28 protein-coding genes are annotated in these 26382 nt (G+C 73.0%); 15 read left to right on the forward strand and 13 right to left on the reverse strand.

Translation table 11 applies throughout. From position 1 onward, the window contains the following. The first annotated feature begins 28 nt into the window (after window positions 1–28). Both ACZ8ZB_RS04885 and ACZ8ZB_RS04890 read left to right on the forward strand, forming a co-directional pair. Entirely contained in the window at window positions 29–1237 is a 1209-nt protein-coding gene (locus ACZ8ZB_RS04885; protein WP_470736481.1) for an ROK family protein, read from the forward strand. 314 nt (window positions 1238–1551) lie between these two features. Beyond that, window positions 1552–1947, forward strand: coding sequence for a luciferase domain-containing protein (locus ACZ8ZB_RS04890; RefSeq protein WP_470736482.1), 396 nt, complete (start codon window positions 1552–1554; stop codon window positions 1945–1947). A gap of 21 nt (window positions 1948–1968) precedes the next feature. On the opposite strand, the gene ACZ8ZB_RS04895 is transcribed toward ACZ8ZB_RS04890, so the two are convergent. The 6 genes from ACZ8ZB_RS04895 to ACZ8ZB_RS04920 form a co-directional block, all read right to left on the reverse strand. Continuing rightward, entirely contained in the window at window positions 1969–2163 is a 195-nt protein-coding gene (locus tag ACZ8ZB_RS04895; protein ID WP_470736483.1) for a hypothetical protein, read from the reverse strand. A 102-nt stretch (window positions 2164–2265) separates the two neighbouring features. Continuing rightward, window positions 2266–3129, reverse strand: coding sequence for a phosphatidylinositol-specific phospholipase C/glycerophosphodiester phosphodiesterase family protein (locus ACZ8ZB_RS04900; protein ID WP_470736484.1), 864 nt, complete (start codon window positions 3127–3129; stop codon window positions 2266–2268). Window positions 3130–3303: 174 nt separating this feature from the next. Beyond that, a complete protein-coding gene (locus ACZ8ZB_RS04905; RefSeq protein ID WP_470736485.1) occupies window positions 3304–4380 on the reverse strand; it encodes an acyl-CoA dehydrogenase family protein in 1077 nt (358 codons plus the stop codon). Next, the gene (locus ACZ8ZB_RS04910; protein WP_470736486.1) at window positions 4377–5558 is read right to left on the reverse strand and encodes an acyl-CoA dehydrogenase family protein; all 1182 of its coding nucleotides are present in this window, start codon (window positions 5556–5558) and stop codon (window positions 4377–4379) included. Before ACZ8ZB_RS04910 ends, ACZ8ZB_RS04905 begins: the two co-directional genes overlap by 4 nt. Further along, window positions 5555–6532: an NADPH:quinone oxidoreductase family protein gene (locus ACZ8ZB_RS04915; RefSeq protein WP_470736487.1), complete on the reverse strand. Its 978-nt coding sequence runs from the start codon at window positions 6530–6532 to the stop codon at window positions 5555–5557. Before ACZ8ZB_RS04915 ends, ACZ8ZB_RS04910 begins: the two co-directional genes overlap by 4 nt. A 116-nt stretch (window positions 6533–6648) precedes the next feature. Beyond that, window positions 6649–7224, reverse strand: coding sequence for a helix-turn-helix domain-containing protein (locus tag ACZ8ZB_RS04920; RefSeq protein ID WP_470736488.1), 576 nt, complete (start codon window positions 7222–7224; stop codon window positions 6649–6651). Between the two features lie 77 nt (window positions 7225–7301). Between ACZ8ZB_RS04920 and ACZ8ZB_RS04925 the strand changes: the two genes are divergently transcribed. The 5 genes from ACZ8ZB_RS04925 (at window position 7302) to ACZ8ZB_RS04945 (ending at window position 12019) form a co-directional block, all read left to right on the forward strand. After that, window positions 7302–8246 (forward strand): NAD(P)/FAD-dependent oxidoreductase, encoded by a 945-nt coding sequence (locus ACZ8ZB_RS04925; RefSeq protein WP_470736489.1) that lies wholly within the window; start codon window positions 7302–7304, stop codon window positions 8244–8246. A 52-nt stretch (window positions 8247–8298) separates the two neighbouring features. After that, complete coding sequence (locus ACZ8ZB_RS04930) at window positions 8299–9837, forward strand: ATP-dependent DNA ligase (RefSeq protein ID WP_470736490.1); 1539 nt, start codon at window positions 8299–8301, stop codon at window positions 9835–9837. Beyond that, on the forward strand, window positions 9834–10298 hold the full coding sequence (locus ACZ8ZB_RS04935) for an NUDIX hydrolase (protein ID WP_470736491.1): 465 nt from the start codon (window positions 9834–9836) through the stop codon (window positions 10296–10298). The genes ACZ8ZB_RS04930 and ACZ8ZB_RS04935 overlap by 4 nt, the downstream gene beginning before the upstream one ends. Before the next feature lie 76 nt (window positions 10299–10374). Continuing rightward, window positions 10375–11760 (forward strand): NADP-dependent succinic semialdehyde dehydrogenase, encoded by a 1386-nt coding sequence (locus ACZ8ZB_RS04940; protein WP_470736492.1) that lies wholly within the window; start codon window positions 10375–10377, stop codon window positions 11758–11760. A 25-nt stretch (window positions 11761–11785) separates the two neighbouring features. Continuing rightward, window positions 11786–12019 carry a DUF6213 family protein gene (locus ACZ8ZB_RS04945; protein WP_371238970.1) on the forward strand — a complete coding sequence of 78 codons (234 nt, stop codon included), beginning with the start codon at window positions 11786–11788 and terminating at the stop codon, window positions 12017–12019. Between the two features lie 65 nt (window positions 12020–12084). Here the strand turns inward: ACZ8ZB_RS04945 and ACZ8ZB_RS04950 are convergent, their stop codons facing one another. Further along, window positions 12085–12741 carry a thiaminase II/PqqC family protein gene (locus ACZ8ZB_RS04950; RefSeq protein ID WP_470736493.1) on the reverse strand — a complete coding sequence of 219 codons (657 nt, stop codon included), beginning with the start codon at window positions 12739–12741 and terminating at the stop codon, window positions 12085–12087. 101 nt (window positions 12742–12842) lie between these two features. Further along, window positions 12843–14072, reverse strand: a complete 1230-nt coding sequence (locus tag ACZ8ZB_RS04955; protein ID WP_470736494.1) for an acyl-CoA dehydrogenase family protein — start codon at window positions 14070–14072, stop codon at window positions 12843–12845. A 169-nt stretch (window positions 14073–14241) separates the two neighbouring features. On the opposite strand from ACZ8ZB_RS04955, the gene ACZ8ZB_RS04960 reads away from it, so the two are divergent. Then, window positions 14242–14883 carry a TetR/AcrR family transcriptional regulator gene (locus tag ACZ8ZB_RS04960; protein ID WP_030822369.1) on the forward strand — a complete coding sequence of 214 codons (642 nt, stop codon included), beginning with the start codon at window positions 14242–14244 and terminating at the stop codon, window positions 14881–14883. Window positions 14884–14887: 4 nt separating this feature from the next. Here ACZ8ZB_RS04960 and def read toward each other — a convergent pair whose 3' ends face one another. Further along, window positions 14888–15433: a peptide deformylase gene (gene def / locus ACZ8ZB_RS04965; protein ID WP_470736495.1), complete on the reverse strand. Its 546-nt coding sequence runs from the start codon at window positions 15431–15433 to the stop codon at window positions 14888–14890. Window positions 15434–15579: 146 nt separating this feature from the next. Here def and ACZ8ZB_RS04970 point away from each other — a divergent pair, with 146 nt between their 5' ends. The 6 genes from ACZ8ZB_RS04970 to ACZ8ZB_RS04995 all read left to right on the forward strand — a co-directional run bounded on the left by ACZ8ZB_RS04970 (window position 15580) and on the right by ACZ8ZB_RS04995 (window position 21683). Beyond that, on the forward strand, window positions 15580–16818 hold the full coding sequence (locus ACZ8ZB_RS04970) for a MurT ligase domain-containing protein (RefSeq protein ID WP_470736496.1): 1239 nt from the start codon (window positions 15580–15582) through the stop codon (window positions 16816–16818). Between the two features lie 25 nt (window positions 16819–16843). After that, the gene (locus tag ACZ8ZB_RS04975; protein WP_470736497.1) at window positions 16844–17572 is read left to right on the forward strand and encodes a type 1 glutamine amidotransferase; all 729 of its coding nucleotides are present in this window, start codon (window positions 16844–16846) and stop codon (window positions 17570–17572) included. A gap of 213 nt (window positions 17573–17785) precedes the next feature. After that, entirely contained in the window at window positions 17786–18811 is a 1026-nt protein-coding gene (locus ACZ8ZB_RS04980; protein WP_470736498.1) for a 6-phosphofructokinase, read from the forward strand. Window positions 18812–19017: 206 nt separating this feature from the next. Further along, complete coding sequence (locus tag ACZ8ZB_RS04985; RefSeq protein ID WP_470736499.1) at window positions 19018–19968, forward strand: cytochrome c oxidase assembly protein; 951 nt, start codon at window positions 19018–19020, stop codon at window positions 19966–19968. 715 nt (window positions 19969–20683) lie between these two features. Continuing rightward, entirely contained in the window at window positions 20684–21493 is an 810-nt protein-coding gene (locus ACZ8ZB_RS04990) for a septum formation family protein (RefSeq protein ID WP_470736500.1), read from the forward strand. A 13-nt stretch (window positions 21494–21506) separates the two neighbouring features. Beyond that, window positions 21507–21683: a membrane protein gene (locus tag ACZ8ZB_RS04995; protein ID WP_030822347.1), complete on the forward strand. Its 177-nt coding sequence runs from the start codon at window positions 21507–21509 to the stop codon at window positions 21681–21683. 20 nt (window positions 21684–21703) lie between these two features. Here ACZ8ZB_RS04995 and ACZ8ZB_RS05000 read toward each other — a convergent pair whose 3' ends face one another. Genes ACZ8ZB_RS05000 through ACZ8ZB_RS05015 form a run of 4 tightly spaced genes read right to left on the reverse strand, consistent with a single transcriptional unit; the run spans window position 21704 to window position 25782 of the window. Beyond that, window positions 21704–22909: a sensor histidine kinase gene (locus ACZ8ZB_RS05000; protein WP_470736501.1), complete on the reverse strand. Its 1206-nt coding sequence runs from the start codon at window positions 22907–22909 to the stop codon at window positions 21704–21706. Then, entirely contained in the window at window positions 22906–24618 is a 1713-nt protein-coding gene (locus tag ACZ8ZB_RS05005; RefSeq protein WP_470736502.1) for a sodium/solute symporter, read from the reverse strand. Before ACZ8ZB_RS05005 ends, ACZ8ZB_RS05000 begins: the two co-directional genes overlap by 4 nt. A gap of 19 nt (window positions 24619–24637) precedes the next feature. After that, window positions 24638–24997 carry a hypothetical protein gene (locus ACZ8ZB_RS05010; RefSeq protein WP_470736503.1) on the reverse strand — a complete coding sequence of 120 codons (360 nt, stop codon included), beginning with the start codon at window positions 24995–24997 and terminating at the stop codon, window positions 24638–24640. A gap of 14 nt (window positions 24998–25011) precedes the next feature. Continuing rightward, window positions 25012–25782 (reverse strand): LytR/AlgR family response regulator transcription factor, encoded by a 771-nt coding sequence (locus tag ACZ8ZB_RS05015; RefSeq protein ID WP_470736504.1) that lies wholly within the window; start codon window positions 25780–25782, stop codon window positions 25012–25014. Between the two features lie 77 nt (window positions 25783–25859). On the opposite strand from ACZ8ZB_RS05015, the gene ACZ8ZB_RS05020 reads away from it, so the two are divergent. After that, window positions 25860–26363, forward strand: coding sequence for an Lrp/AsnC family transcriptional regulator (locus tag ACZ8ZB_RS05020; RefSeq protein ID WP_470736505.1), 504 nt, complete (start codon window positions 25860–25862; stop codon window positions 26361–26363). The last annotated feature ends 19 nt before the right edge of the window (window positions 26364–26382 follow it).

A 26382-nucleotide genomic window follows, 5' to 3' on the forward strand; every position in this document is an offset into this window, starting at 1 on the left:
GCCGCGGAGACCGAGGAACGACGGAGGAATGAGCGCACCGCTGCACAAGGCCCGCCCGGCCGGCCCGGGGCGCGTGTTGCCCGACACCCAGCAGGGCATGCGCCGCCGCAACCTCTCGCGGGTGATGCACACGGTCAGAGCCGAGGGACCGCTGTCCCGGGCCGCCGTCGCCTCCCGCATCGGCCTGACCCGCGCGGCGGTGTCCACGCTGGTCGACGAGCTCATCCGCTCGGGCCTGCTGGAGGAACTGGGACCCGAGCGGCCCGGACGCGTGGGCCGTCCCGGCTCGGCGCTCGCCGTCAGCGGGCGCGGCCCCGCGGGGATCGGCGCCGAGATCGGCGTCGACCACCTCGCGGTCTGCGCGGTCGACCTGCGCGGACGGGTCCGGTCCCGGGCGGTGCGGCACGTCCCGAACCGGGACCGCTCCCCCGGACCGGTGCTCGGGGAGCTCACCGGGCTGACGGAGCGGGTCGTCGCCGAGGTGGAGGCCGAGGGCCTGTGGCCGGCGGGGCTCGCCGTGGCCGTACCGGGTCTGGTGGCGCGCGACGCCCGGACCGTCGTGCGCGCCCCGAACCTCGGCTGGCTCGACACGGACCTGGGCGACCTGCTCCCGGCGGGCCTGCCGCTCACCGTGGCCAACGAGGCCAACTTCGGCGCGCTGGCCGAACTGTGGCTCGGCGAGGACACCCCGCGCGACTTCCTCCATGTGTCCGCCGAGATCGGCATCGGCGCCGCGGTCGTCGTGGACGGACGGCTGCTGCACGGAAACCGCGGCTTCGCGGGTGAGTTGGGCCATGTACCGGTACGGCCGGACGGGCCGGAATGCGCCTGCGGCGGACGGGGCTGTCTGGAGCAGTACGCCGGTGAGGAGGCGGTGCTGCGCGCGGCCGGACTGGAGCCGGGCGAGGACCGCGTCGGCCTCCTCTCGGGGCGCGCCGAGCAGGGCGACACGGACGTACGACGCGCCCTGGAGGACGCGGGGACGGCGCTCGGGATCGCCCTGACCGGGGCGGTCAACCTGCTGGACCCCGAGAGCGTGGTGCTGGGCGGAGCCCTGTCCGGGCTCGCGCCCTGGCTGCTGCCGTCGCTCCGCTCCGAACTGGCCCGCCGTACCGCGGGGCCGGCCTGTCCCGTCTCCGTCTCCCCGCTGGGCCCCGAGGGCCCGCTGCTGGGCGCGGCGCACTCGGTGGTGCGGGGAGTCCTGGACGACCCGGCGGCGGTGGCCGAACGGGGCTGACGCGCGGCCCCGGAGCACGCGGACCACCCGCGCGCGAGCCCTCCCCCGGGTTCCGCGCGGCCGGCCGCGGACCGCATCCGGTGGCCGCGGTCCGCCTCCCGCAGGGCGCCGCGGATCGGGGGCGGTGTCACCGCCGCTCGGCTTCCGGCCGTCCCGGTCGCGCGCGAGGACGGGAACGCCGCGCCGGGCCACGAGCCCGTCGACCGCCATGACATGATCACGTGCCGGGCTCCCGCCCGCCCCACCACCTCACCGCTCGATTACGAATCGCCCAACTCCTGGTGTCCGTACGTTTAGCAGGTAACGATGAGGTCATGACACCGGCACAGCGAGCCATGGAGAGACTGCTCACCTGGTCCGATCTCACGGCCTGTCCGGCCGGTTGCGGTACGGGGCAGGCACTCCGCACCGCCCGTGACGAGATCGTCCACTTCCACTCGGCGCGGGACGTGGACCTCCACCTCACCCGTCGCGCCATCCAGCGCTTCCACTACGACCTGGACGGGTCGAGCGCGATACAACTGGTGCCGGACTCCTGCTGGGTGACGGTGCATCTGGACTGCGCCACGGACGTGGACCTGCTGCTGAGCCTGGTGAGCGTCGCCCTCAAGGCGCACCAGAACACATCCCCCTCCGCACCGCCGGCACCGGCGGGGTGCAACTTCCACCGCGTCACCGTGCTGCCGCGGGACGCGGTCTCCGACCGCTGAACCGCGCCCGTCGCGGCGGCCTCACGGCCGCAGGCCGCCGACGATGTCGGCGGTCGCCGTGAGGCCGCTGTGGATCGTGGGCGCGATGCTCGTGCTCGCCAGGTAGAAACCGAGCAGCAGACAGACCAGCGCGTGGGAGATCTTCAGACCGCTGTTGCGCAGGAAGATCACCGCAAGGACCGAGAGCAACAGCACCACAGAGATGGAAATGGCCATCGTCAACCTCCTCCGCCACATCCGTTTTGCGGCGTTCGGCCGCAAGTGTGGCGTAGCGGAGGGTTCGTCCGGGCTGCTGGCCTGTCCTCCGAACGTGTGGTGTCACACCCGCCGGTGGGCGTCGAGGAAGGATTCCAGGCCCGCGAGGTCATCGGTGTTGAGGTGGTCGACGTCCGCCGCCACCAGTTCGCCCCAGAGCGCGTCGCGGGCGGGGCCCGGCAGGTCGGGGGTGGCCCAGAACCGCACCCGCTGCCCGCGCGCGTGGGCGGCGCCCACGATGCCGCGCAGTTTCCGGCGCTCCGCGGCGGGGAAGGCGCCGACGCCCTGCCAGGTGAAGTTGAGCGTCCAGTTGTCGCTGATCAGGGGGGCGAAGGAGGCCGGTGCGGTGCTGCCGAGGTCGGTGAGCCGGCCGTCGTAGAAGGCGCGGCGGACCCGCTGGGCCTCCATGGGGGCACGGGCCGCGCGGTCGCCGGAGACGACGACGGTGACCGGTCCGGGCAGCACCCTGCCGTGGGCGCAGGTGGTGAACAGGTGCCGGTAGCGGCGCAGACGGCGGTCGAGCTCGAGATAGGTGGACGCGCCCTCGGTCTTGATGTCGATCAGCAGCTGGAGCGACCCGCGGTGCCCGCGGTACACCGAGCCGTGGTGGGCGCGGACCCGGGCGGCGAGCGGGTCGAGGTAGAGGGATTCGAGAGTGCGGGACGGATCGAGGTCCTCGGGGTCGTGGGCGACCAGGAGTTGGCCGTCGACCAGGTATATGTCGGCCTCGACGCTGCCGAAGCGGTGGTCGAGGGCGTCGAGGAGGGGACGGGGGTGCTCGTAGTCGTTGTGGGCGTGGGCCTGCCACAACGGGCGGGGGCGGTGCTGGCGTCCGCCGGCCAGCGCCTGGGTCGCGGGGAGGGCGACCGAGCCGGCGAGGGCGGCGCCGAGGGTGGTGAGGGCTCTGCGACGGGTGGTGAGGGCCATGCTCTGCCTTCCTGGAAGGGCCGGACGGGACCTCAGTGAGTATGGGGTCCGCCGGTGTCCGAAGAGCAGGGCCGCGGGGGGAGTTGGCCGATCCGCCGTCGTGTGTTCACCTCAGCGGTGCGAACCACGGAGGAAGCCCGCCCCGGGGGCGGGCTTCCTCCGTGGTTCGATCGGTCAGGGCGCTCGCAGGTCGACCAGCTCGGCGAGCGCCTCGCGGTGGGCGCCCGCCGTGCCGTAGGCGATCGAGTCGGCCTTGGCCCGCTTGAGGTGCGGGTGCACCGGGTGTTCCCAGGTCATGCCGATGCCGCCGTGCAGTTGCAGCGCCTCCTCGGCGGCCCGGACCGCGACGGGCGCGGCGTAGGCCTGGGCGACGGCGACCGCCACGTCGGCGTCCTCCCCGGCCGCGAGCGCGTCGGCGGCGCCCCGGGCGGCGGCGCGGAGGCTGACGGTCTCCAGCCAGAGCTGGGCGAGCCGGTGCTTGAGGGCCTGGAAGCCGCCGACGGGACGGTTGAACTGCGTGCGGTCCTTCAGGTGGCGGACGGTCTCCGTCAGTGACCAGTCGGCGAGGCCGAGTTGCTCCGAGGCGAGCAGTCCGGCGCCGGCCCGCAGGGCGCGGGGCACGGCGGTCCCCGCGTCGCCCAGCCTGCGCCCGGGCGCGCCGTCCAGGAGCACGCGGGCCACCGGGCGGGTCAGGTCCAGGGAGACCTGCGGGGTGACGGTGACCGCGTCGGCCCGCACCGCGTACAGCCCGCCGTCGTCGGCCGGTACGAGCAGGACGTCGGCGACGGCGGCGTCCGCGATGCCGGTCAGCTCCCCGTGCAGCGTGCCGTCCGTCGTCCGTACGGTGGCGAACGCGGCACCGGGAGCGGTGTGCAGGCCGACGGCGAGGGCGCCGATCCCGCGCCCGGACGCCAGCTCGGCGAGCAGGTCGTCGCCGTCCTGACAGGCCAGCAGCGCCTCGGTGGCCACCACGGCGCTCGTCAGATACGGCACGGGGGCGACCGCGCGCCCCAACTCCTCCAGCACGACGGCGGCTTCGCGGTGGGTGGCGCCCTGGCCGCCCCGGTCCTCGGGGACCAGCAGACCGGCGAGTCCCATGCCGTCGGCGAGCACCTTCCACAGGGACAGGTCGTGCGGGGCGTCCGACTCGGTACGGGCGATCACGCCCGCCGCGTCGCAGTGGTCGGTGAGCAGGTCCCGGACGGCGGCGCGCAGCGCCTCTTCCTCCTCCGAGTACAGGAGATCGCTCATCGGGCCAGGTCCTTCCATGCGACGTCCTTGTCGGTGCGCGGCTCGGCGGGCAGGCCCAGGACACGCTCGGCGACGATGTTCAGCAGGACCTCACTGGTCCCGCCCTCGATGCTGTTGCCCTTGGAGCGGAGGTAGCGGTAGCCGGCGTCGCGGCCGGTGAAGTCGACCAGTTCGGGGCGGCGCATGGTCCAGTCGTCGTACAGCAGGCCCTCCTCGCCCCTCAGTTCCACCTCCAGGCCGCTGATCTCCTGGTTGAGGCGGGCGAAGGCGAGCTTCAGGCCGGCGCCCTCGGGGCCGGGCTGTCCGGCGACCAGCTGCTGGCGCAGGCGCTCGCCGGTGAGCCGGGCGACCTCCGCCTCGACCCAGAGCTTCAGCAGCCGCTGGTGCAGGTCGTGGGTGCGCAGTTCGGGCCGTTCGCGCCAGGTCTTCGAGACCGGGCCGATCATGCCGCCCTCGCGGGGCAGCCGCATGCCGCCGATGGCGACGCGTTCGTTGTTCAGGGTGGTCTGCGCGACCCTCCAGCCGTCGCCGACCTCTCCGAGACGGTGGGTGTCGGGGATGCGGACGCCGGTGAGGAAGACCTCGTTGAACTCGGCCTCACCGGTGATCTGGCGCAGTGGCCGCACCTCGACACCGGGGTCGGTCATGTCGCACACGAAGTACGTGATGCCCCGGTGCTTGGGCACGTCCGGATCGGTGCGGGCGATGAGGATGGCCCAGCGGGCGAGGTGGGCGCTGGACGTCCACACCTTCTGCCCGTTCACCACCCAGTGCTCGCCCTCCCGGACGGCACGGGTGCCGAGCGCCGCCAGGTCGGATCCGGCGCCCGGCTCGCTGAAGAGCTGGCACCAGACCTCCTCGCCGGTCCACAGGGGCTTCAGGAAGCGCCGCTTCTGCTCCTGCGTGCCGTACTGGAGGATCGTCGGCGCGGCCATGCCCAGGCCGATGCCGATGCGGCGCGGGTCGTTGTCGGGGGCCCCGGCGGCCTCCAGTTCGGCGTCCACGACGGCCTGGAGCGAGCGCGGGAGACCGAGTCCGCCGAGTCCTTCGGGGAAGTGCACCCAGGCGAGTCCGGCGTCGAAGCGGGCGCGCAGGAAGTCGAGGCGGCCGGTGCGGGACGGTGGGTACGCGGACAGGAACTCCTGGGTACGGCGGCGCAGTTCGGCGGCGTCGGTCATGCGGCGGCTCCGTTCTCCAGCGAGGGCAGCACGGCGACGCGCCCGGTGGTGACGCCGTCCGCGACCCGCCGCACGGCGTCGGCGGCCCCGGCGAGCGGCACCCGCTCGCTCACCAGCGGCCTGATCGCGCCCCGCGCGGCGAGTTCGGTGAGCTGTTCGTGGCAGTGCTGAACCAGCTTGGGATTCCTGGTGTTGTACAGGCCCCAGTGCAGGCCGAGGATCGCGTAGTTCTTGACGAGGGCGTGGTTCAGGGCGGGGCTCGGGATGGACCCGCTCGCGAAGCCGACGACGACGATCCGGCCCTCGAAGGCGACGGCCTTGGCGGACTGGGCGTAGGCCTGGCCGCCGACGGGGTCGTAGACCACGTCGGCGCCCCGGCCGCCGGTGGCCTCCTTCACGGCGGCGACGACGTCCTGCTCGCGCCGGTCGATCACCACGTCGCAGCCCAGCTCACGGGCGACGGACGCCTTCGCGGCGCCGCCGACCACGCCGATGACGGTGGCGCCCGCCGCCTTGCCGAGCTGCACGGCCGCACTGCCGACCCCTCCCGCGGCGGCGTGCACGAGCAGGGTCTCGCCGGCCTCCAGACCGGCCCTGCGGTGCAGACCGAACCAGCCGGTCTGGTAGCCGATGTGCAGGGCGGCGGCCTCGGCGTCGTCCAGCGCCTCGGGCGCGGGCAGCAGCGCGGCGGCGTCCGCGACGGCGTACTCGGCGAAGCCGCCGTACGGCAGCACGGGATTGGCGATCACGCGGCGCCCGTCCTCGGTCTCACCGCAGACCTCCACGCCGGGGGTGAACGGCAGCGGCGGCCTGACCTGGTACTGGCCCCGGCACATCAGGGCGTCCGGGAAGTTGACGTTGGCGGCACGCACCTTCAGCAGGACCTGCCCGTCACCGGGCGCCGGCCGCTCCGCCTCCACGAGGCGCATCACCTCGCCCGGCTCGCCGAGCTCGTGCACTTGCCATGCCTGCATGCGGGGCCTCCACGGGAGTGTGAACGTCGTGTTCGCCTGACCGGGTCCACCGCATACTAAGCGGTCGCTTGCCCATCGGGGAACAGTCTCGTCCCGCACGCCGCGATTCCCGTCCGTCACGACCGCCTGGGCCGCGCCCGCACGTGCATCCGCTCCCCCTGCGGCCCGAACAGGCTGAGGAACTCCACGGGCCCCTCCCCCGTCGAACCGAACCAGTGCGGCACGCGCGTGTCGAACTCGGCCGCCTCCCCCGCCGCCAGCACCACGTCGTGCTCGCCGAGCACCAGCCGCAGCTTCCCGGACAGCACGTACAGCCACTCGTAGCCCTCGTGGGTACGCGGCTCGGGTTCGAGTCTCCGCTTCGGCTCCAGCACCTTGTACGCCTGGAGACCGCCGGGCTGACGGGTGAGCGGCCAGTGGGTGCGGCCGTGGCGCACGATCGGCGCGGATGCGCGGATGCGCGGGTCGCCGACCGGCGGCGCGCCGACCAGTTCGTCCAGTGGCACCTGGTGTGCCTGGGCGATCGGCAGCAGCAGTTCCAGACTGGGTCTGCGCAGCCCGGACTCCAGCCGGGAGAGGGTGCTCACGGAGATGCCGGTCGCCTCGGACAGCGCCGTGAGGGTCACCTCCCGCTCCTTCCTGATCCGCCGCAGCCGGGGGCCCACTTCCGTAAGAACGTCGTCCGTAGTCATACGGATATTGCAGGTTCGGCAAAGTCGTTTGTCAATGCGGCAGCTCCTGGGCCACCGTCGTGGTGGAGGTGGTCACGATGAACGAGACATTCGGAAACGAGACGTACGACGTGGTCGTCGTCGGCGGCGGGGCGGCGGGACTGTCCGCCGCGCTGGTGCTCGGCCGGGCCCGGCACCGCACGCTGGTCGTCGACGCGGGCGAGCCCCGCAACGCGCCCTCGTCCCACATGCAGGGCTATCTGTCCCGGGACGGGATGGCGCCGGCCGAGTTCCTGGCGCTGGGCCGGGAGGAGATCGCGCGCTACGGCGTGGAGCTCGTCCAGGACCGGGTCACGGACGTCGCCCGGGACGGGGACTTCACCGTCGTACTCGAACAGGGACCGGCCGTACGGGCCCGGCGGCTGGTCGTCGCCACCGGGCTGAAGGACGAGATGCCGGCGGTCCCCGGGGTCGCCGAGCGGTTCGGGCGGGACGTGCTGCACTGCCCGTTCTGCCACGGCTGGGAGGTGCGCGACGAGCCGTTCGGTGTGCTCGCGTCGAGCGCGGCGAGCGTGCACCAGGCGCTGATGGTGTCCCAGTGGTCGAAGGACGTCACCTTCTTCCTGCACCGGGTCGCCGAGGAGGAGCTGTCCGACCAGGACCTGCGCCGGCTGGCCGCCGCCGGGGTCGAGGTGGTGCCCGGAGAGGTCGCGGAACTGGTGGTCGAGGACGACCGGCTCACCGGGGTGCGGCTGGCCGACGGCACCACGCACGCCCGTTCCGTGCTGTTCGTCGGGCCGCGTCCGGTGCCGCGGACGAGCCTGCTGGAGCGGCTGGGCGCCGAGATGAACGAGACCCCCTTCGGCACGTACCCGGTGGTCGACCCGACCGGCCTGACCACGGTGCCCGGGGTCTGGGCGGCGGGCAACGCGATCGGCTTCGCCGAGCAGGTGGTGCACGCGGCGAGCGGCGGTTACCGCGCGGCGGCCGCGATCGTCGGGGACCTGCTGATGTCCGGCCTGGACGCCGCGGTGAACGGGTAGGCGCCGGACGGCCGGGGGTGTGGAGCGCCCGTCTCCGGAGCACTATGACTGCATGCTGCTGTCCCGGCTGGCCCGTGTGTCCCAGGAGGTCGCCGCCGTCTCGGCGCGGTCCCGGAAGATCGATCTGCTCGCCGAGCTGTTCCGGGAGGCGGAGGCGGACGACGTGCCGGTCGTCATCCCGTACCTGGCCGGCCGGCTGCCGCAGGGCCGCATCGGGGTCGGGTGGAAGGTGCTGGCCCGTCCGGTCGCCCCCGCCGCCGAACCGTCCCTGACGGTGCGCGAGGTCGACGCGCTGCTCACCACGCTCGGCGGGGTGTCCGGCCCGGGCTCCCAGGCGGAGCGGGCCCGGCTGGTCGGCGAACTGCTGGGCGCGTCCACCGAGGACGAGCAGCGGTTCCTGTCCGGACTGCTCACCGGCGAGGTCCGGCAGGGCGCCCTGGACGCGGTCGCGGTGGAAGGGCTGGCGCGGGCGACCGGGGCGCCCCCGGCGGACGTGCGGCGGGCCGTGATGCTGGCCGGTTCGCTCCAGTCGGTGGCGGAGGCGCTGCTCGCGGGCGGCCCCGGGGCGCTGGAGCGGTTCCGGCTCACCGTCGGCCGCCCGGTGCTGCCGATGCTGGCGCACAGCGCCTCCTCGGTCGCGGAGGCGGTCGAGAAGCTGGGGGCCTGCGCGGTGGAGGAGAAGCTGGACGGCATCCGCGTCCAGGTGCACCGCGACGGGGACACCGTGCGCGTGTACACCCGTACCCTCGACGACATCACCGCCCGGCTGCCGGAAGTGACGGCTGTGGCACGGGAGTTGCGGGGCGAGCGGTTCATCCTGGACGGGGAGGTGATCTCCTTCGGCGAGGACGGCCGCCCCCGCTCCTTCCAGGAGACCGCCGGACGGGTCGGCTCCCGGGTGGACGTGGCCGCGGCCGCACGGGAGGTACCCGTCTCCCCCGTCTTCTTCGACGCGCTCTCCGTCGACGGCAGCGACCTGCTGGACCTGCCGTTCGGCGAGCGCCACGCGGAGCTGGCCCGGCTGGTCCCGGAGCCCCTGCGGGTGCGCCGCACCCTGGTGTCCGGCCCCGGGGACCTGGGCGCGGCCGAGGAGTTCCTCGCCGGGACGCTGGAACGCGGCCACGAGGGCGTCGTGGCCAAGGGCCTGGACGCCCCCTACAGCGCGGGCCGGCGCGGCGCGTCCTGGCTGAAGGTCAAGCCCGTCCACACGCTCGACCTGGTGGTGCTGGCCGCCGAGTGGGGCCACGGCCGCCGCACCGGGAAGCTCTCCAACCTGCACCTGGGCGCCCGCACCTCCGACGGCGGCTTCGCCATGCTCGGCAAGACCTTCAAGGGCCTGACCGACGCGGTGCTGGCCTGGCAGACCGAACGGCTGCGGGAGCTGGCGGTCGACGAGAGCGGACACGTCGTGACGGTGCGCCCCGAACTCGTCGTGGAGATCGCCTACGACGGGCTCCAGCGTTCCACCCGCTACCCGGCCGGGGTCGCCCTCCGGTTCGCCCGCGTGATCCGCTACCGCGAGGACAAGCGCCCGGAGGAGGCGGACACGGTCGAGGCCCTGCTCGCCGCGCATCCCGGGGTACGGCCGTGAAGGGCGCCCGGAGCGCCGGGCTGCTGTTGTTCCGGCACACCGGTCAGGGCGTCGAGGTGCTGCTCGGTCATATGGGCGGCCCGTTCTTCGCCCGGCGGGAGAGCGGGGCGTGGACCGTGCCGAAGGGCGAGTACGACCCCGGTGAGCCTGCCTGGGAGGCGGCGCGCCGCGAGTTCCGGGAGGAGCTGGGGCTGGAGCCGCCGGACGGGAAGGCGCTGCCGCTCGGGGAGGTCCGGCAGTCCGGCGGGAAGACCGTCACGGCCTGGGCGGTGGAGGCGGACCTCGATCCGGCGGCGGTCGTCCCCGGCACCTTCGCGATGGAGTGGCCGCCGGGATCGGGGCGGGTCCAGGAGTTCCCGGAGCTGGACCGGGTGGCGTGGTTCCCCCTGGAGCGGGCCCGCGGCGTGATCGTCGGCGCGCAGGCCGCGTTTCTCGACCGCCTGGCGGAGCACTCGCCCTGAGGAGACCTCCCGCGTTGCGCCGCCCACCACCGCGCGGGAAGGTCGGAAGGCACAGCCCGCCCCAGGGAGGTCAGCGATGCACATCGCCACGGTGAACCCGGCGAACGGGGAGACGGTCAAGACGTACCACCCCATGGACGAGGAGGAGATCGGGCACCGGATCCAGCTCGCGGAGGCCACGTTCCGCACGTACCGGACGACGACCTTCGACGAGCGCGCCCGCCTGATGCACCGGGCCGCCGAGATCCTCGACGAGGACCGGGAGACCATCGGCCGGGTGATCACCACGGAGATGGGCAAGCCGATCACCCAGGCCCGTGCGGAGGCCGCGAAGTGCGCCAAGGCGATGCACTGGTACGCCGATCACGCGGCGCGGCTCCTCGCCGACGAGGAACCCGACGCCACCGACGTGAAGGACTCCGGCGCCTCCCGGGTCCTGGTGCGCTACCGGCCGCTCGGCCCGGTGCTCGCCGTGATGCCGTGGAACTTCCCGCTGTGGCAGGTGGTGCGGTTCGCCGCGCCCGCGCTGATGGCGGGCAACGTGGGACTGCTCAAGCACGCCTCGAACGTGCCGCAGACCGCGCTGTACCTGGAGGACCTCTTCCACCGCGCGGGCTTCACCGAGGGCTGCTTCCAGACCCTGCTCATCGGCTCCGCCGCGGTCGACGACATCCTGCGGGACGAGCGGGTGAAGGCGGCCACCCTCACCGGGAGCGAGCCCGCGGGCCGGGCGGTCGCCTCCACCGCCGGGGAGATGATCAAGAAGACGGTGCTGGAGCTGGGCGGCAGCGACCCGTTCGTGGTCATGCCCTCCGCCGACCTGGACCGGGCCGCCGAGGTCGCGGTCACCGCGCGGACGCAGAACGCGGGGCAGTCCTGCATCGCCGCCAAGCGGTTCATCGTGCACGCGGACGTCTACGACGCCTTCGCCGAGCGGTTCGTCGCGGGCATGAAGGCGTTGAGGGTCGGCGATCCGACGGACGAGGAGACCGACGTCGGCCCGCTCTCCAGCGAACGGGGCCGGGACGATCTGGAGGAACTGGTCGACGACGCCGTCCGCGCGGGCGCCACCGTGCTGTGCGGCGGCGAGCGCCCCGACGGGCCCGGCTGGTTCTACCCGCCGACCGTCCTGGCCGGCATCGGCCGGGAGATGCGCATCCACCGCGAGGAGGCCTTCGGCCCGGTGGCCACGCTGTACCGCGCGGCGGACGTCGACGAGGCGGTCCTGATCGCCAACGACACCGACTTCGGGCTGAGCTCCAACGTCTGGACCCGCGACGAGGCGGAGGTCGACCGGTTCGTACGGGACCTGGATGCGGGAAGCGTGTACGTGAACGGGATGACGGCGTCCCATCCGGCCTTCCCCTTCGGCGGGGTGAAGCGGTCGGGTTACGGACGTGAGCTGTCCGGGCACGGAATCCGCGAGTTCTGCAACATCACCACGGTTTGGCAGGGTGCGTGACGGCCGCGCGGTTACGATCCCGACTGTGAACCGCGAAGTGACTCTGCCTCTGATCGTCGACGACCGCGGGACCTTGCAGGTGGCCGCCGCCGATGTCAGCAAGCTGCTGCGTACGGTGGGCGGGCGGTGGGTCCGGCTTGTCGAGGCGGGGGAGGACGGGCTCGACGAGGACACGGTGGCCGCGCTGACCATCGAGCTCGCGAAGCTCGCCGACCGGATCGACGTGGCGTGCATCGCCCACAGCAGCGGGACGCCGTAGGACACGGCGCCCCGCTGCCGCGTGCGGACGGTCGGCTGTTCGTCGCGCGCTCCCCCGCGCCCCTGTCAGACCGGTTGCGCCAGCGCCCTCCAGAACATCGCCTCGTAGATCTGGAGCGCATGGGCGTACTGGTGTGCGCGGGTTTCGTCCAGGCTTCCCTCCTCCAGCCCCCTCCGGACGGCCTCCGTGGCCAGGGTGTCCAGGGGCGGGGCCGGTTCCGCGAAGAAGTCGAAGAACGCGCACGCCTCTTCCGTGAAGCCGTAGTGGGTGCGCAGGGCCTGCGCGATCGTCGCGCAGTAGCCGCCCCAGGCGGAGAAGTTGGCGGTCAGGGCCAGGACCGCGTCGGTCGGGTCCGCGTTGAGGGCCAGCCAGGCGACGTACGCGGGGTAGGCCTGGCAGCCCGGCAGCGGGGCGTAGGCCGACGCGCGAGCCCCGTCCACGCCGCACGCCGCCGCGAACGTCCGCAGGTGCTGCTCCGCCAGGGCCTCGCCCTCGGCCAGGGCGGTGAAGTACGCGGCCGGCTCCGGGGCGGCCCGCTCCGCCAGATGCAGGAAGGCGCGGCGGTCCGCCGGGATCACCCGGCTCTGTTCCAGGGCCAGCGCGGCCAGGACGGCGCGGTCCGCCTCGCCGCGGGCGATCAGGGGCACGAGGGGATTGGAGCGCGGGTCGGGAGCGAGTTCCCTCGTCGTCGTCTCCAGCAGTTCCCGGGCCGTGCGTGTCATCGCGTCCTCCCTCGTGTCGGTCACCCACGAGCGTTCCCCGGGAGGGGGGAGGCGGTAACCCGGCGGTGCCGCCCGCACCGCCGGGTCGTCCGGGGGCCGCCTCAGCGGATGGGCACGCCCGACAGGGTGCGGGCGATCACCAGGCGCTGGATCTCGCTCGTGCCCTCGAAGATGGTGTAGATCGCGGCGTCGCGGTGCATGCGCTCCACCGGGTACTCGCGGGTGTAGCCGTTGCCGCCGAGGATCTGGATCGCCTGGGCGGTGACCTTCTTGGCGGTCTCGCTGGCGAACAGCTTGGACATCGAGCCCTCGGCTGCCGTGAACGGCTTGCCGTTGATCGCCATCCAGGAGGCGCGCCACACCAGGAGGCGGGCGGCGTCGATCTGGGTGCGCATGTCGGCGAGCTGGAAGGCGACGCCCTGGTTGTCGATGATCGGACGGCCGAACTGCTCGCGCGTGGTGGCGTACTCCAGGGCGGCCTCGTAGGCCGCGCGGGCGGTGCCCACGGCCATGGCGCCGACGGCGGGGCGGGACGCCTCGAAGGTGGCCATGGCGGCGTTCTTGACCCTCCCCATTCCGCCCTTCCCGGCCTTCTCACGGGCGCGGGCGAGGCGCTCGTCCAGCTTCTCCTTGCCGCCGAGCAGGCAGGAGCCGGGGACGCGCACATCGTCCAGGATGACCTCGGCGGTGTGCGAGGCGCGGATGCCGTGCTTCTTGAACTTCTGGCCCTGGGAGCAGCCGGGGGTGTTCGGCGGGATGATGAAGGAGGCGTGACCCTTGGATCCGAGGTCCGGGTCGACGACGGCGACCACGACGTGGACGTTGGCGATGCCGCCGTTGGTGGCCCAGGTCTTGGTGCCGTTGATCACCCACTCGTCCTTGGCCTCGTCGTAGACCGCGCGGGTGCGCATCGAGGCCACGTCGGAGCCGGCGTCGGGCTCGGAGGAGCAGAACGCGGCGACCTTGACGTCGTCGGCGTCGCCGTACATCTGGGGGATCCAGGTGCCGATCTGCTCCTCGGTGCCGTTGGCGAGGACGCCGACGGCGGCCAGACCGGTGCCGACGATCGACAGGGCGATGCCGGCGTCGCCCCAGAAGAGCTCCTCCATGGCCATCGGGATGCCGAGGCCGGTCGCGTCGAAGTACTGCTGGGCGTAGAAGTCCAGGGAGTAGATGCCGACCTTGGCGGCCTCCTGGATGACCGGCCAGGGGGTCTCCTCACGCTCGTCCCATTCGGCGGCCGCGGGGCGGATCACATCGGCGGCGAAGCCGTGCAGCCAGTCCCGGACCTCCTTCTGTTCGTCGTTGAGCTCCATGGTGAACTCGGCCATGACCCCTCCAGCGGCGCACATGCATGTTACTTGCGGTAACACCGAGTCTGTTACCAGCGGGTAGGGAAAGTCAACTCCCCGGGACCGTCGGCATCCCGTTCGAGGAGCGGATCGCCTTCAGTGTTAGTTTGCGCAGGCGTCACCGAATCAGCACGGGTGGGGAGAGCTCATGAACACCACACAGCGGACCGACCAGCAGCGGTCCGCCGACCGACGCCGGCGCGAGCTGCTGGAGGCCGCCGACCGGGTGGTGCTCCGCGACGGCCCGCAGGCCTCGATGAACGCGATCGCCGCCGAGGCAGGCATCACCAAGCCGATCCTCTACCGGCACTTCGGTGACAAGGGGGGACTCTACGCCGCCCTGGCCAAACGGCACACCGACGCCCTCCTGGACTCGCTGCGGGCCGCGCTGGACGCCCCGGCGGACCGGCGCGAACGGGTCGAGGCCACCCTGGACACCTACCTCTCGGCGATCGAGGCACGGCCCCAGGTGTACCGGTTCCTGATGCACCCGGCGGAGGAGTCGCAGAGCGACCAGGGCTTCGACGTCGGCAAGCACTCGGCTCCGCTGCTGCGCCGGATGGGCGAGGAGCTGGCCCAGGTCATCGGGGAACGACTGGACCTCGGGCCGGGCGGCCGGCAGCTGGCCCGGGTGTGGGGGCACGGCATCGTCGGCATGATGCACGCGGCAGGCGACTGGTGGCTCGGCGAGCGCCCCTGCTCCCGGGCCGAATTGGTGCGCAGCCTGGCGGACCTGCTGTGGGGGCGGCTGGCCGCCGCGGGCGACAAGGTCGGCGGACCCGGATTCTGACCGCTCAATCCGGCCGGCGCCAGGAGGCCCGGCTCACCTGCCGCATGAGCCTGCGGCGCCGCCGCCCCGTCAGACGGTCGGCGTAGATCCTGCCCTCCAGGTGGTCGCACTCGTGCTGCAGGCACCGGGCGAAGAACCCGGTGCCGTGGACGGTGACCGGCTCGCCGGTCACCGTGAAGCCCTCGACGACCGCGTGGTCGTACCGCTCCGTCCCCGCCTCCAGGCCGGGCAGGGACAGACAGCCCTCCGGGCCGCGCACCACCACCCCGTCCGTCTCGACCGGCCCCGGGTTCACCACATGGCCCAGGTGGCGGACGTCCTCGTCGTCCGGGCAGTCGTAGACGAACACCCTGAGCGGCACGCCGATCTGGTTGGCGGCCAGGCCCACGCCCCGCGCCGCGTACATCGTGGCGAACAAGTCGTCCACCAGGCGGGCGAGTTCCGGGCCGAAGTCGGTGACCTCCCGGCAGGGCGCGTGCAGCACCGGGCCGCCGAGCAGGGTGAGGGGCCGCACACGTCCGTGGACGCCGGGGATGGAGCCGTGTCGCATGACGGCAAGAGTACGGTCCTACCAGCAGCGCCCGTCTCACGATGGTGCCGCGGTTCAGGAGTGCGAATGGATCTCGATAGGCTGAGGTCTCACCACGTGGCCGTCAGGCACAGATGCGGCGCGTACGCAAGGAGGATCGAGAACTGATGGCAGGCAACTCGGACCCGCTCACGCCGCGGGCCAAGCTGGCCGTGACCGCGGGCAAGGCGGTCGCGGCGGCATCCCGCGCCGCCGGGCGCGGCAGCGGTTCGGTGATCGGCGGCCGGGTGGCGCTCAAGCTCGACCCCGATCTCCTCGCCCGGCTCGCGCAGAACCTGGACTGCGTCCTGGTCTCGGCGACCAACGGCAAGACCACCACCACCCGGCTCATCGCCGAGGCGCTGCGGGCCGCGGGACCCGTCGTCTCCAACGCGCTCGGCGCCAACATGCCGGCCGGCATCACCTCGGCGCTGGCCGGCGGCTCGGACGCCAAGTTCGGCGTCATCGAGGTCGACGAGAAGTACCTCGCGGGCGTCGCCCGGGACACCGACCCCAAGTGCATCGCCCTGCTCAACCTCTCCCGCGACCAGCTGGACCGGGCCGCCGAGACCCGGATGCTCGCGGAGAACTGGCGCGAGGGCCTGGCCGGAACCAAGGCCGTGATCGTCGCCAACGCCGACGACCCGCTGGTGGTGTGGGCCGCGTCCTCCTCCCCCAACGTGATCTGGGTCGCCGCCGGCCAGATGTGGAAGGACGACGCCTGGTCCTGCCCGTCCTGCGGCGGTGTGATGCAGCGCCCGGGCGACGACTGGTTCTGCGGCGAGTGCGGCTTCCGCCGGCCCACTCCGAGCTGGGCGCTCTCCGGCGACCACGTGCTCGACCCGCACGGCTCCGCCTGGCCGATCCACCTCCAGCTGCCGGGCCGTGCCAACAAGGCCAACGCCGCGAGCTCCGCGGCCGTCGCCGCCGTCTTCGGGGTGCCGCCGCAGGTCGCCCTGGAGCGCATGTACCAGGTCCAGGCCGTGGCCGGCCGCTACGACGTCGTGCAGTTCGAGGGCCGTGACCTGCGCCTGCTGCTCGCCAAGAACCCCGCGGGCTGGCTCGAGACGTTCTCGCTGATCGACCCGCCGCCCACGCCGGTGATCCTCTCGGTGAACGCGCGTTCCGCCGACGGCACCGACACCTCCTGGCTGTGGGACGTCGACTACACCCGGCTGACCGGCCACCCGATCTGTGTCGTCGGCGACCGGAAGCTGGACCTCGCGGTGCGCCTGGAGGTCGCGGACCAGCAGTTCCAGGTCTGCGAGAACCTCGACCAGGCGGTGCAGCTGTGCCCGCCGGGCCGGATCGAGGTCATCGCCAACTACACCGCGTTCCAGGACCTGCGCCGCCGCGTCGGCAACTGACCAACGACACCCCAGGGGACTTGAAGTGAGCGACAACCAGCTGCGGGTCGTGTGGATCTACCCGGACCTGCTCAGCACGTACGGCGACCAGGGCAACGTCCTCGTCGTGGAGCGCCGGGCGCGGCAGCGCGGCCTGGACGTGGCGCGGCTCGACGTCCGCAGCGACCAGCCGATCCCGACCTCCGGCGACATCTACCTGATCGGCGGCGGCGAGGACCGTCCGCAGCGGCTGGCCGCCGAGCGGCTGCGCCGGGACGGCGGTCTGCACCGGGCGGTGGGGAACGGCGCGATCGTCTTCTCGGTCTGCGCCGGGTACCAGATCCTCGGCCACGAGTTCATCAACGACCTCGGCCAGCGCGAGCCCGGTCTCGGCCTGCTCGACGTGGTCTCGGTACGCGGTGAGGGCGCCCGGTGCGTGGGCGACGTGCTGGGGGACGTCAACCCGCAGCTGGGGCTGCCCCCGCTGACCGGGTTCGAGAACCACCAGGGCGTCACCCACCTGGGCCCCACGGCCCGCCCGCTCGCCCAGGTGCGCTTCGGCAACGGCAACGGCACCGGGGACGGCACGGAGGGCGCGTTCAACGAGACCGTCTTCGGCACGTACATGCACGGTCCGGTGCTGGCCCGCAACCCGCAGATCGCGGACCTGCTGCTGAAGCTCGCGCTCGACGTCAACGCGCTGCCGCCGACCGACGACCGCTGGTACGAGGCGCTGCGCAACGAGCGCATCGCGGCGGCGCAGCAGACCGCCTGAGCAGGTCCGCGGACCCCGTCCGCGGAGCGCGGACACCTGGGCGTCGGACGGGCCCGGCCGGCCCGTCTGACGGCTGGTCCGCACAGGTGAGCGGGGTCGTCCAGCAGGCGGACGCCAGGTGCTGTCCCGCCCCCCGGAGCGGCTAGGGTGGCGGTGATCGAGCCGGACAGCGCGGTCCGGTCCCGGCCCACATCGAGAAGGTTGTTTCGGGCTATGCGCATTGGTGTCCTCACGTCCGGCGGCGACTGCCCCGGCCTGAACGCCGTCATCCGGTCCGTCGTGCACCGTGCCGTCGTCGACCACGGCGACGAGGTCATCGGCTTCCGGGACGGCTGGAAGGGCCTCCTGGAGTGCGACTACCTCAAGCTCGACCTCGACGCGGTGAGCGGCATCCTCGCCCTCGGCGGCACCGTCCTCGGCTCCTCCCGGGTGCGTCCCGAGCATCTGCGGGACGGCGTGGAGCGGGCCAAGGGGCACGTCCGGGAACTCGGCCTCGACGCGATCATCCCGATCGGCGGTGAGGGCACGCTGAAGGCGGCCCGGCTGCTGTCGGACAACGGCCTGCCGATAGTGGGTGTGCCGAAGACCATCGACAACGACATCGCCGTCACCGACGTCACCTTCGGCTTCGACACGGCCGTCGGCGTGGCGACCGAGGCCCTGGACCGGCTGAAGACCACCGCCGAGTCGCACCAGCGGGTGCTGATCGTCGAGGTCATGGGCCGGCACACGGGCTGGATCGCCCTGCACTCCGGCATGGCGGCCGGCGCGCACGCCGTCGTCGTCCCCGAGCGGCCCTTCGACATCGACGAGCTGACCGCGAAGGTCGGCGAGCGGTTCTCGGCCGGCAAGCGGTTCGCGATCGTGGTCGCCGCGGAGGGGGCCAAGCCGAAGGCCGGGACCATGGACTTCGACGAGGGCGGCAAGGACGTCTACGGCCACGAGCGGTTCGCCGGGATCGCGCGGCAGCTCTCCCTGGAGCTGGAGTCGCGGCTCGGCAAGGAGGCGCGGCCGGTGATCCTCGGGCACGTGCAGCGGGGCGGGACGCCCACGGCGTACGACCGGGTGCTGGCGACGCGGTTCGGGTGGCACGCGGTGGAGGCGGTGCACCGGGGGGAGTTCGGGCGGATGACCGCGCTGCGGGGCACGGACATCGTGATGGTGTCCCTCGCCGAGGCGGTCGAGACGCTGAAGACGGTGCCGGAATCGCGGTACGCGGAAGCGGAGTGCGTTCTGTGAGACGCCGGTAGGGCCCAAGCCGTGGCGGTCCGCCGCGGGTGCGGGCCGTGGGTGGTCGATCGCGCCCGCACGGCGCAGCCGCATGTCCGTACAGCCCCGCGCCCCCGAGGGCGCTTTGCCGACCCCGGTCACAGGCGTGGCCGGGGTCGGCCGTACTCTGAGTGCGGACAGATTGCGCGTAACCTGCACGAAACAGGAGCCGGTGGATGGATCACAGCGGGCACGGCACGACCATGGATCTGCCGCCGTTCACGCTGGGGCGGGGGCTCGCCTGGTCGGCGGACGGTTTCTTCCTCGTCGCCTGCCTGCTGGGGCTGGCGCTGTACGGCTGGGGCGTGGTCCGTCTGGTCCGGCGCGGCGACAAGTGGCCGGTGGGACGGACCGTCGCGTTCGTCACCGGTGTGCTGAGCATCGGGCTCATGATGTGCACCAGGCTGAACGACTACGGCATGGTCATGTTCAGCGTGCACATGGTGCAGCACATGGTGATCAGCATGGTGTCGCCGATCCTGATCCTGCTCGGCGCCCCGATCACCCTCGCCCTGCGCGCGCTGCCGCCGGCCGGACGGGGCCGCAAGGGGCCGCGTGAGCTGCTGCTGATGCTGCTGCACAGCCGCTACATGCGGGTCGTCACCCACCCGGTGTTCACCATCCCGATGTTCATCGCCAGCCTGTACGGCCTGTACTTCACTCCGCTCTTCGACTTCCTGATGGACTCCGGGCCGGGGCACATCGCGATGATGGTGCACTTCCTCGCCGTCGGCCTGGTCTTCTTCTGGCCGATCATGGGTGTGGACCCGGGGCCGCACCGGCCGGGGTATCTGATGCGGATGCTGGAGCTGTTCGCGGGCATGCCGTTCCACGCGTTCTTCGGCATCGCGCTGATGATGGCGTCCACCCCGATGGTCACGACGTTCGAGAACCCGCCCGCCTCGCTCGGGGTCGAGGCCCTGTCCGACCAGAACGCGGCCGGCGGCATCGCCTGGGCGTTCAGCGAAGTCCCCTCCGTCCTGGTGCTGCTCGCGCTGCTGTTCCAGTGGTACGCCTCGGACCAGCGGCAGGCGAAGCGCGAGGACCGCGCCGCCGACCGGGACGGGGACAAGGAACTCGAGGCGTACAACGCCTACCTGGCCTCACTGAACACACGCGGAAACTGAGTTCGCCGTCCCCCGTCCCCTTTGAACAGGAATGTCCACCGGTAGCCTGAATGCTTCAGGGGGAGCGGTGACGGTACTTCGCGCATTCACGCACAGGGCGGGAAAGCGGTGTCCCGGAAGATCGCCGTCCTGTCGTTGCCACTTCTCGTCGCCGACGGACGGGAATCGCGTCTCCGGCCGATGAACGGGGACTTCCGGCGGTGAGGTGCTCCTGCGGAAATCCATTGCGCCCCTTCGAGAAGAACAGAACGGAACAGGATCTCCGTCCCGTTCGACGACGGAAACGAGAAACGGAAGGGGTACGACCGTTCCGAGGTCGTGGTCGTGCGGCCGGCGGGCGACGGGCGAGGAGGACACCGCCTTCGGCGCGCGCAAGCGGCGGGCGGTTCCGCCCCTCGCCGGGACGCACGTCATGCTGAGCGTGGCGGAGGACACGGGGACGTCCGGCGGCGGGGCCGCTCCCCCGGGCGCGGATCCGTCTCGGGAGACGAAGGCCTCCGGCTCGCCGCCGTCCGCGTCGGCCTCGGGGGCGGCGGAGTCCGGGCGGCCGGTGTCGCCCGGCGGATCGCCGGCTGACACGTCCGCACCGGCCGGCCCCACGCCGCCCGCCGGCGGGCCCGCGGGCGGCGCTCCGGCCACGAGCGTGCCCGCCGCCTCCGACGCGTCCACCGCGAGCACCCCGCCGAGCACCCCCGGCGAACCCGGGAGTGACCGGATGGCCTCATCACCGCCGCCGGGAGCGGGCCGGGTGGTCGCCGGCCGCTATCTGCTGCCGCACCGGCTGGGCGGCGCCTGGTACGCGCCGGCCGACCGGGAGAGCGGCGGCGGGACGGCGGCGCCGTACGGGGAGGCCGTCGGGCTGGCCGAGCCGCTGGAGGAGGGCGACCGCGTACGGGCCGACCGGCCCGGTGGCGCCCGTTTCGACGGCGCGCCCCGGCTGACCCTCGACCCGACCTGTGCGGACCGGGCGCCCGACGGGCAGGCGTGGCGTTCGCCGAGGCCTCCTCGGACGAGGAGGCGCGAGAGCGGGGCCCCGCCCTGTGCGAGGAGCGGACGTGGGAGCTGTGCGGCCGGCCGGCCGACGTCCGCGGTCCGGCCGTCGTACCGACGGCGGACGGGTTCGAGGCGGCCGGGGGGCGTACCGCCTGTCTGGTGCTGGGGGCGCACGGGCCGGTGTACGGGCCGCTCGGGGACGGCGTCCGCCGACACGGCGACGATGCGACGGCGGGACTGCCTGGACGTGCGGTCCCGCCGTGAGGCGCGGCTGGTGTCGTGCGCCGGGAGGTACGACGAGCAGGTGCTCGGGTTCACCCGACTGGGCGAGGACGTCACGCTCGCCGAGGCGCGCACCGCGTCGGACGCGGCGTGCGCGCGCGACGTGCCGCCGCGTGACCACGGCTTCGACCCGTCGGTCCACGAAGCCGGGTCGTGGACCGGCGAAGGGGCGTGGAAATCCGTCACACATGTCGCCGTGCGCACCGTGAGGAGGCGGAACGGGGGCACCATGGAGGGAGCCGAACCATGAGGAGGGTGCCGCGATGCCCGGTTCCACGAACGGTTCCACGTCGACGAAGACCATGGGAGTGCTCACCGTCGGCGGTCTGGTCGCCGTCACGGCGTACACGGTGGCGCTCGGCAGCAACGGCTGGCTGTGGTTCGGCTGGGTCGTCCTGGGGCTGATCACCTTGGGAATGGTCGCCACCCGCAGCGCCTGAGGGGGTCCGGGCGGCATGCCTCACTTCGGGGTGAGCCGCCCCGTCAGGTGCACGCCCGGCTGGTACTTCGGCAGCCGGACGGTGATCTTCATGCCCGCGCCGACGGCGGTCTCGATGACGAGGCCGTGGTCGTCGCCGTAGACCTGGCGGAGCCGGTCGTCGACGTTGGACAGTCCGATGCCCCCGGTGGGGCTGACCTCGCGGGCGAGGATGCGGCGCAGCAGGCCGGGGTCCATCCCGGCGCCGTCGTCCTCGATGACGACGAGGGCCTCGGCGCCGGCGTCCTGCGCGGTGATCTGGATGCGGCACGTGTCGGCCTTGCCCTCCAGGCCGTGCTTGACGGCGTTCTCCACCAGCGGCTGGAGGCAGAGGAAGGGCAGGGCGACCGGCAGTACCTCGGGGGCTATCTGCAGCGTGACGGAGAGGCGGTCGCCGAAGCGTGCCCGCACCAGCGCCAGGTAGTGGTCGATGGCGTGGAGTTCGTCGGCGAGGGTGGTGAAGTCACCGTGCCGGCGGAACGAGTAGCGGGTGAAGTCGGCGAACTCCAGGAGCAGTTCGCGGGCCCGCTCGGGGTCGGTGCGTACGAACGAGGCGATCACGGCGAGCGAGTTGAAGATGAAGTGCGGGGAGATCTGGGCGCGCAGGGCCCTGATCTCGGCCTCGATGAGGCGGGTGCGGGACTGGTCGAGGTCGGCGAGTTCGAGCTGGACGGAGACCCAGCGGGCCACCTCCCCGGCGGCCCGGACGAGGACGGCGGACTCGCGCGGCGCGCAGGCGACGAGCGCGCCGTGCACCCGGTCGTCGACGGTGAGCGGGGCGACGACCGCCCAGCGCACCGAGCAGTCGGGGGTGTCGCAGGTGAGCGGGAAGGCCTCGCCGCGGCCGGTGTCGAGGGGGCCGGTGAGGCGTTCCATGATCTCGGCGCGGTGGTGGGCGCCGGCGCCGTCCCAGACGAGGACCCGTTCGCGGTCGGTGAGGCAGAGGGCGTCCGTGCCGAGCAGGGAGCGCAGTTTGCGGGCGGACTTGCCGGCGGCCTCCTCCGTCAGGCCGGCCCGCAGCGGGGGCGTGGCCAGGGATGCGGTGTGCAGGGTCTCGAAGGTGGCGTGCTCGACGGGGGTGCCGAGTCCGGCGAGGCTGGTGGGACGGGCGGTGCGCCGGCCGATCCAGAATCCCGCGGCCAGCAGGGGCAGGACGGCGACGAGCAGACCGGCGAGGAAACCGCTCATGCGGACACCTCCGTACGGAGTTCCTCCGGCAGGTGGAAGCGGGCCAGGACCGCCGCCGTGCCGGGCGGCACCCGGCCGGGGGTGGCCAGGGACACCAGGATCATGGTGAGAAAGCCCAGCGGCACCGACCAGAGCGCGGGCCAGGCGAGCAGGGCGTGCCAGGGCCCCGCGCCCGGGTAGCCGGCCATGGTCGCGGCGACGGCGGCGAACGCGGAGCCGCCGCCCACCAGCATCCCGGCCGCCGCGCCGGGCGGGGTCAGCCGGCGCCACCAGATGCCGAGGACGAGCAGCGGGCAGAACGACGAGGCGGAGACGGCGAAGGCGAGCCCCACGGCGTCGGCCACCGGCAGTCCGCCGACCAGGAGGCTCGCCCCGAGCGGTACGGCCATGGCGAGGACGGTGCCGAGCCGGAAGTGCCGTACGCCACGCGAGGGGAGCACGTCCTGGGTGAGCACGCCGGCCACGGCCATGGTGAGGCCGGAGGCCGTCGACAGGAACGCGGCGAAGGCGCCCCCGGCGACCAGCGCCCCGAGGAGGTCGCCGCCCGTCCCGCCGATCATCCGGCCGGGCAGGAGCAGGACGGCGGCGTCCGCGTCGCCGGTGAGGGTGAGTTCGGGCGCGTAGAGACGGCCGAGGGCTCCGTAGACCGGGGGGAGGAGGTAGAAGGCGCCGATCAGGCCGAGGACCGCGACGGTGGTGCGGCGGGCGGCCACACCGTGCGGGCTGGTGTAGAAGCGGACCACGACGTGGGGCAGTCCCATGGTGCCGAGGAAGGTGGCGAGGATCAGTCCGTACGTGGCGTACAGCGGGCGTTCCTCGCGGGACTCGGCGCGGGAGGGCGACAGGGCGTCGTCGGCGCCGCGTCCGGCGGCGGGGACCTCGGCGCCCTCGGCGAAGGTGAGCCGGGTGCCGCCGTCGATGCGGTGGGGGCCCGCGGACAGCCCGGTCTCGGCGCCGTCGAGCTCGCGGCCGTCGACGGTGCCGTCCACCGTGACGGTGAGCGGCCTCTCGAGCCGGAGGTCGAGGGTGTCGTCGACGCGGACCACTCGTTGTTCGCGGAAGGCGGCCGGTTCGTCGAAGGCGCGGCTGGGGGCGCCGTCGCTCTGCCAGGCGGCGATCAGGAAAAGGGCGGGGACGAGCAGGGCGGTGAGTTTCAGCCAGTACTGGAAGGCCTGCACGAAGGTGATGCTGCGCATGCCGCCCGCGCCGACGATGACGGTCACCACCACGGCGACGATCACCCCGCCGAGCCAGTCGGGTGCTCCGGTGAGAACGGTCAGGGTGAGCCCGGCGCCCTGGAGCTGCGGCAGCAGGTACAGCCAGCCGACGCCGACGACGAAGGCGCCCGCGAGCCGCCGTACCGTCTGCGAGGCGAGCCGGGCCTCGGCGAAGTCGGGCAGGGTGTAGGCGCCGGAGCGGCGCAGCGGTGCGGCGACGAACAACAGCAGCACCAGGTAGCCGGCGGTGTAGCCGACCGGGTACCAGAGCATGTCCGGGCCCTGGACGAGGACGAGTCCCGCGATGCCGAGGAAGGATGCGGCGGAGAGGTACTCGCCGCTGATGGCGGCCGCGTTGAGGCGGGGGCCGACGGTGCGGGAGGCGACGTAGAAGTCGGAGGTGGTGCGGGAGATGCGCAGGCCGAAGGCGCCGACGAGCACGGTCGCGAGGACGACGAGGGCGACGGCGGGAACGGCGTAGGTGGAGTTCACGGTGCTGGCGGTCCCGGTCTCAGCGGTCCTCGACGAGCCGCACGAAGTCGCGTTCGTTGCGTTCGGCGCGGCGCACGTACCAGCGGGCGAGCAGGACCAGCGGGGGGTAGAGCCCGAAGCCGAGCACCGCCCACTCCAGGCGGCGGGCGTCGGGGGCGACGGCGAAGACCAGCGGGAGCGGTCCGATGAGCAGGGCGAGGACGGCGAACACGGCGAGTCCGGTGCGCAGCTGGATGCGCATCAGGGAGCGGACGTAGGTGTGGCCGAGGGTGGTCTGCTCGTCGATCTCGGTGCGCGGACGGTAGTAGCCGGAGGAGCGGAGGGTGCGGCGGGGCGGGCCGGTGACGACCACGCGGCGTTCGGCCGGGTCCTGTGGCATGTGCGCTCCCCCGCCTAGCTCGTGGTCCGGCGCATCAGCAGGTCCCGCAGTTCGCGGGCGTGCCGGCGGCTGACCTGGAGTTCCTCGGAGCCGATCAGGACGCTCACGGTGCCCGCGCCGAGCCGGAGCTCGCCGATGTGGCGCAGGGCGACCAGATGACGGCGGTGGATGCGGACGAAGCCGCGGGAGCGCCAGCGCTCCTCCAGGGTGGAGAGCGGGATCCGTACGAGGTGGCTGCCCCGGTCGGTGTGCAGGCGGGCGTAGTCCCCCTGGGCCTCGACGTGGGTGATGTCGTCGACGGCGACGAAGCGGGTCACGCCGCCGAGCTCGACGGGTATGTGGTCGGGGTCGGGCTCGTGCACGGGGATGCGCGGGGCGGTGTCGCGCGGGGTGGCGCCGCGCTGCGCGGCGGCGCGGCGGACGGCCTCGGCCAGCCGTTCCTTGCGGACGGGCTTGAGCACGTAGTCGACGGCCTTGAGGTCGAAGGCCTGGACGGCGAAGTCCTCGTGGGCGGTGACGAACACGATGAGCGGCGGCCGGGCGAACCCGCTGAGCAGCCGGGCGAGGTCGAGGCCGTCGAGGCCGGGCATCTGGATGTCGAGGAAGACGACGTCGATGGCCTCGGGCCCCTCGGGGCCCGACTCCAGGGCGCGGTTGATGCGGCGCAGCGCCTCGGTGGCGTCGCCTGCGCCCTCGGCGCTGCCGACCCGGGGGTCGGCGTTCAGCAGGTAGAGCAGTTCCTCCAGTGAGGGGCGTTCGTCGTCGACGGCGAGGGCGCGCAGCATGAAGGTGGAGTGTAGGGGGGTTTTCCACGTCTGGACATGCCCCGGACGTGGGCGTTCGCGCTGGATACAGTGCCCGCATGAACAGCAGGCCCGCGTCGTTCGACGAACTCGACCGGAAGATCGTCACCGCGCTGATGGCGAACGCCAGGACGTCCTTCGCCGAGATCGGCGCGGCCGTCGGGCTGTCGTCGACGGCGGTCAAGCGCCGGGTGGACCGGCTGCGCGAGAGCGGCGTGATCACCGGCTTCACGGCGACGGTACGGCCGTCGGCGCTGGGCTGGCGCACCGAGGCGTACGTCGAGGTGTACTGCGAGGGGGCGGCGCCGCCCCGGCGGCTGGCGGAGGTGGTGCGCAACCATCCGGAGATCGCCGCGGCGATGACGGTGACCGGCGGTGCGGACGCGCTGCTGCACGTGCGGGCGCGGGACGTGCAGCACTTCGAGGAGGTGCTGGAGCGGATCCGCCAGGAGCCGTTCATCCGGAAGACGATCAGCGTGATGGTGCTGTCCCATCTGCTGCCGGACAGTCCTGAGGCAGGAGTGAGTCAGCCCGCGCCGGAGGGCGCATCAGACGTGCGCTGAACCGCGGAACTGCGCAGCG

It is taken from the genome of Streptomyces sp. 12E (assembly GCF_055633275.1).

Bases quoted from the DNA above. Each gene is read 5' to 3' on its own strand.
- ACZ8ZB_RS04995 (WP_030822347.1), top strand. From the start codon at position 21,507: ATGCCCGGTTCCACGAACGGTTCCACGTCGACGAAGACCATGGGAGTG.
- ACZ8ZB_RS04910 (WP_470736486.1), bottom strand. From the start codon at position 5,558: ATGACCGACGCCGCCGAACTGCGCCGCCGTACCCAGGAGTTCCTGTCC.
- ACZ8ZB_RS05020 (WP_470736505.1), top strand. From the start codon at position 25,860: ATGAACAGCAGGCCCGCGTCGTTCGACGAACTCGACCGGAAGATCGTC.
- def (WP_470736495.1), bottom strand. From the start codon at position 15,433: ATGCGACACGGCTCCATCCCCGGCGTCCACGGACGTGTGCGGCCCCTC.
- ACZ8ZB_RS04955 (WP_470736494.1), bottom strand. From the start codon at position 14,072: ATGGCCGAGTTCACCATGGAGCTCAACGACGAACAGAAGGAGGTCCGG.
- ACZ8ZB_RS04930 (WP_470736490.1), top strand. From the start codon at position 8,299: ATGCTGCTGTCCCGGCTGGCCCGTGTGTCCCAGGAGGTCGCCGCCGTC.
- ACZ8ZB_RS04900 (WP_470736484.1), bottom strand. From the start codon at position 3,129: ATGGCCCTCACCACCCGTCGCAGAGCCCTCACCACCCTCGGCGCCGCC.
- ACZ8ZB_RS04885 (WP_470736481.1), top strand. From the start codon at position 29: ATGAGCGCACCGCTGCACAAGGCCCGCCCGGCCGGCCCGGGGCGCGTG.
- ACZ8ZB_RS04940 (WP_470736492.1), top strand. From the start codon at position 10,375: ATGCACATCGCCACGGTGAACCCGGCGAACGGGGAGACGGTCAAGACG.
- ACZ8ZB_RS04960 (WP_030822369.1), top strand. From the start codon at position 14,242: ATGAACACCACACAGCGGACCGACCAGCAGCGGTCCGCCGACCGACGC.
- ACZ8ZB_RS04920 (WP_470736488.1), bottom strand. From the start codon at position 7,224: ATGACTACGGACGACGTTCTTACGGAAGTGGGCCCCCGGCTGCGGCGG.
- ACZ8ZB_RS04915 (WP_470736487.1), bottom strand. From the start codon at position 6,532: ATGCAGGCATGGCAAGTGCACGAGCTCGGCGAGCCGGGCGAGGTGATG.
- ACZ8ZB_RS04990 (WP_470736500.1), top strand. From the start codon at position 20,684: ATGGCCTCATCACCGCCGCCGGGAGCGGGCCGGGTGGTCGCCGGCCGC.
- ACZ8ZB_RS04925 (WP_470736489.1), top strand. From the start codon at position 7,302: ATGAACGAGACATTCGGAAACGAGACGTACGACGTGGTCGTCGTCGGC.
- ACZ8ZB_RS05010 (WP_470736503.1), bottom strand. From the start codon at position 24,997: ATGCCACAGGACCCGGCCGAACGCCGCGTGGTCGTCACCGGCCCGCCC.
- ACZ8ZB_RS04980 (WP_470736498.1), top strand. From the start codon at position 17,786: ATGCGCATTGGTGTCCTCACGTCCGGCGGCGACTGCCCCGGCCTGAAC.
- ACZ8ZB_RS04970 (WP_470736496.1), top strand. From the start codon at position 15,580: ATGGCAGGCAACTCGGACCCGCTCACGCCGCGGGCCAAGCTGGCCGTG.
- ACZ8ZB_RS04985 (WP_470736499.1), top strand. From the start codon at position 19,018: ATGGATCACAGCGGGCACGGCACGACCATGGATCTGCCGCCGTTCACG.
- ACZ8ZB_RS04905 (WP_470736485.1), bottom strand. From the start codon at position 4,380: ATGAGCGATCTCCTGTACTCGGAGGAGGAAGAGGCGCTGCGCGCCGCC.
- ACZ8ZB_RS05015 (WP_470736504.1), bottom strand. From the start codon at position 25,782: ATGCTGCGCGCCCTCGCCGTCGACGACGAACGCCCCTCACTGGAGGAA.
- ACZ8ZB_RS04950 (WP_470736493.1), bottom strand. From the start codon at position 12,741: ATGACACGCACGGCCCGGGAACTGCTGGAGACGACGACGAGGGAACTC.
- ACZ8ZB_RS04895 (WP_470736483.1), bottom strand. From the start codon at position 2,163: ATGGCCATTTCCATCTCTGTGGTGCTGTTGCTCTCGGTCCTTGCGGTG.
- ACZ8ZB_RS04890 (WP_470736482.1), top strand. From the start codon at position 1,552: ATGACACCGGCACAGCGAGCCATGGAGAGACTGCTCACCTGGTCCGAT.
- ACZ8ZB_RS05000 (WP_470736501.1), bottom strand. From the start codon at position 22,909: ATGAGCGGTTTCCTCGCCGGTCTGCTCGTCGCCGTCCTGCCCCTGCTG.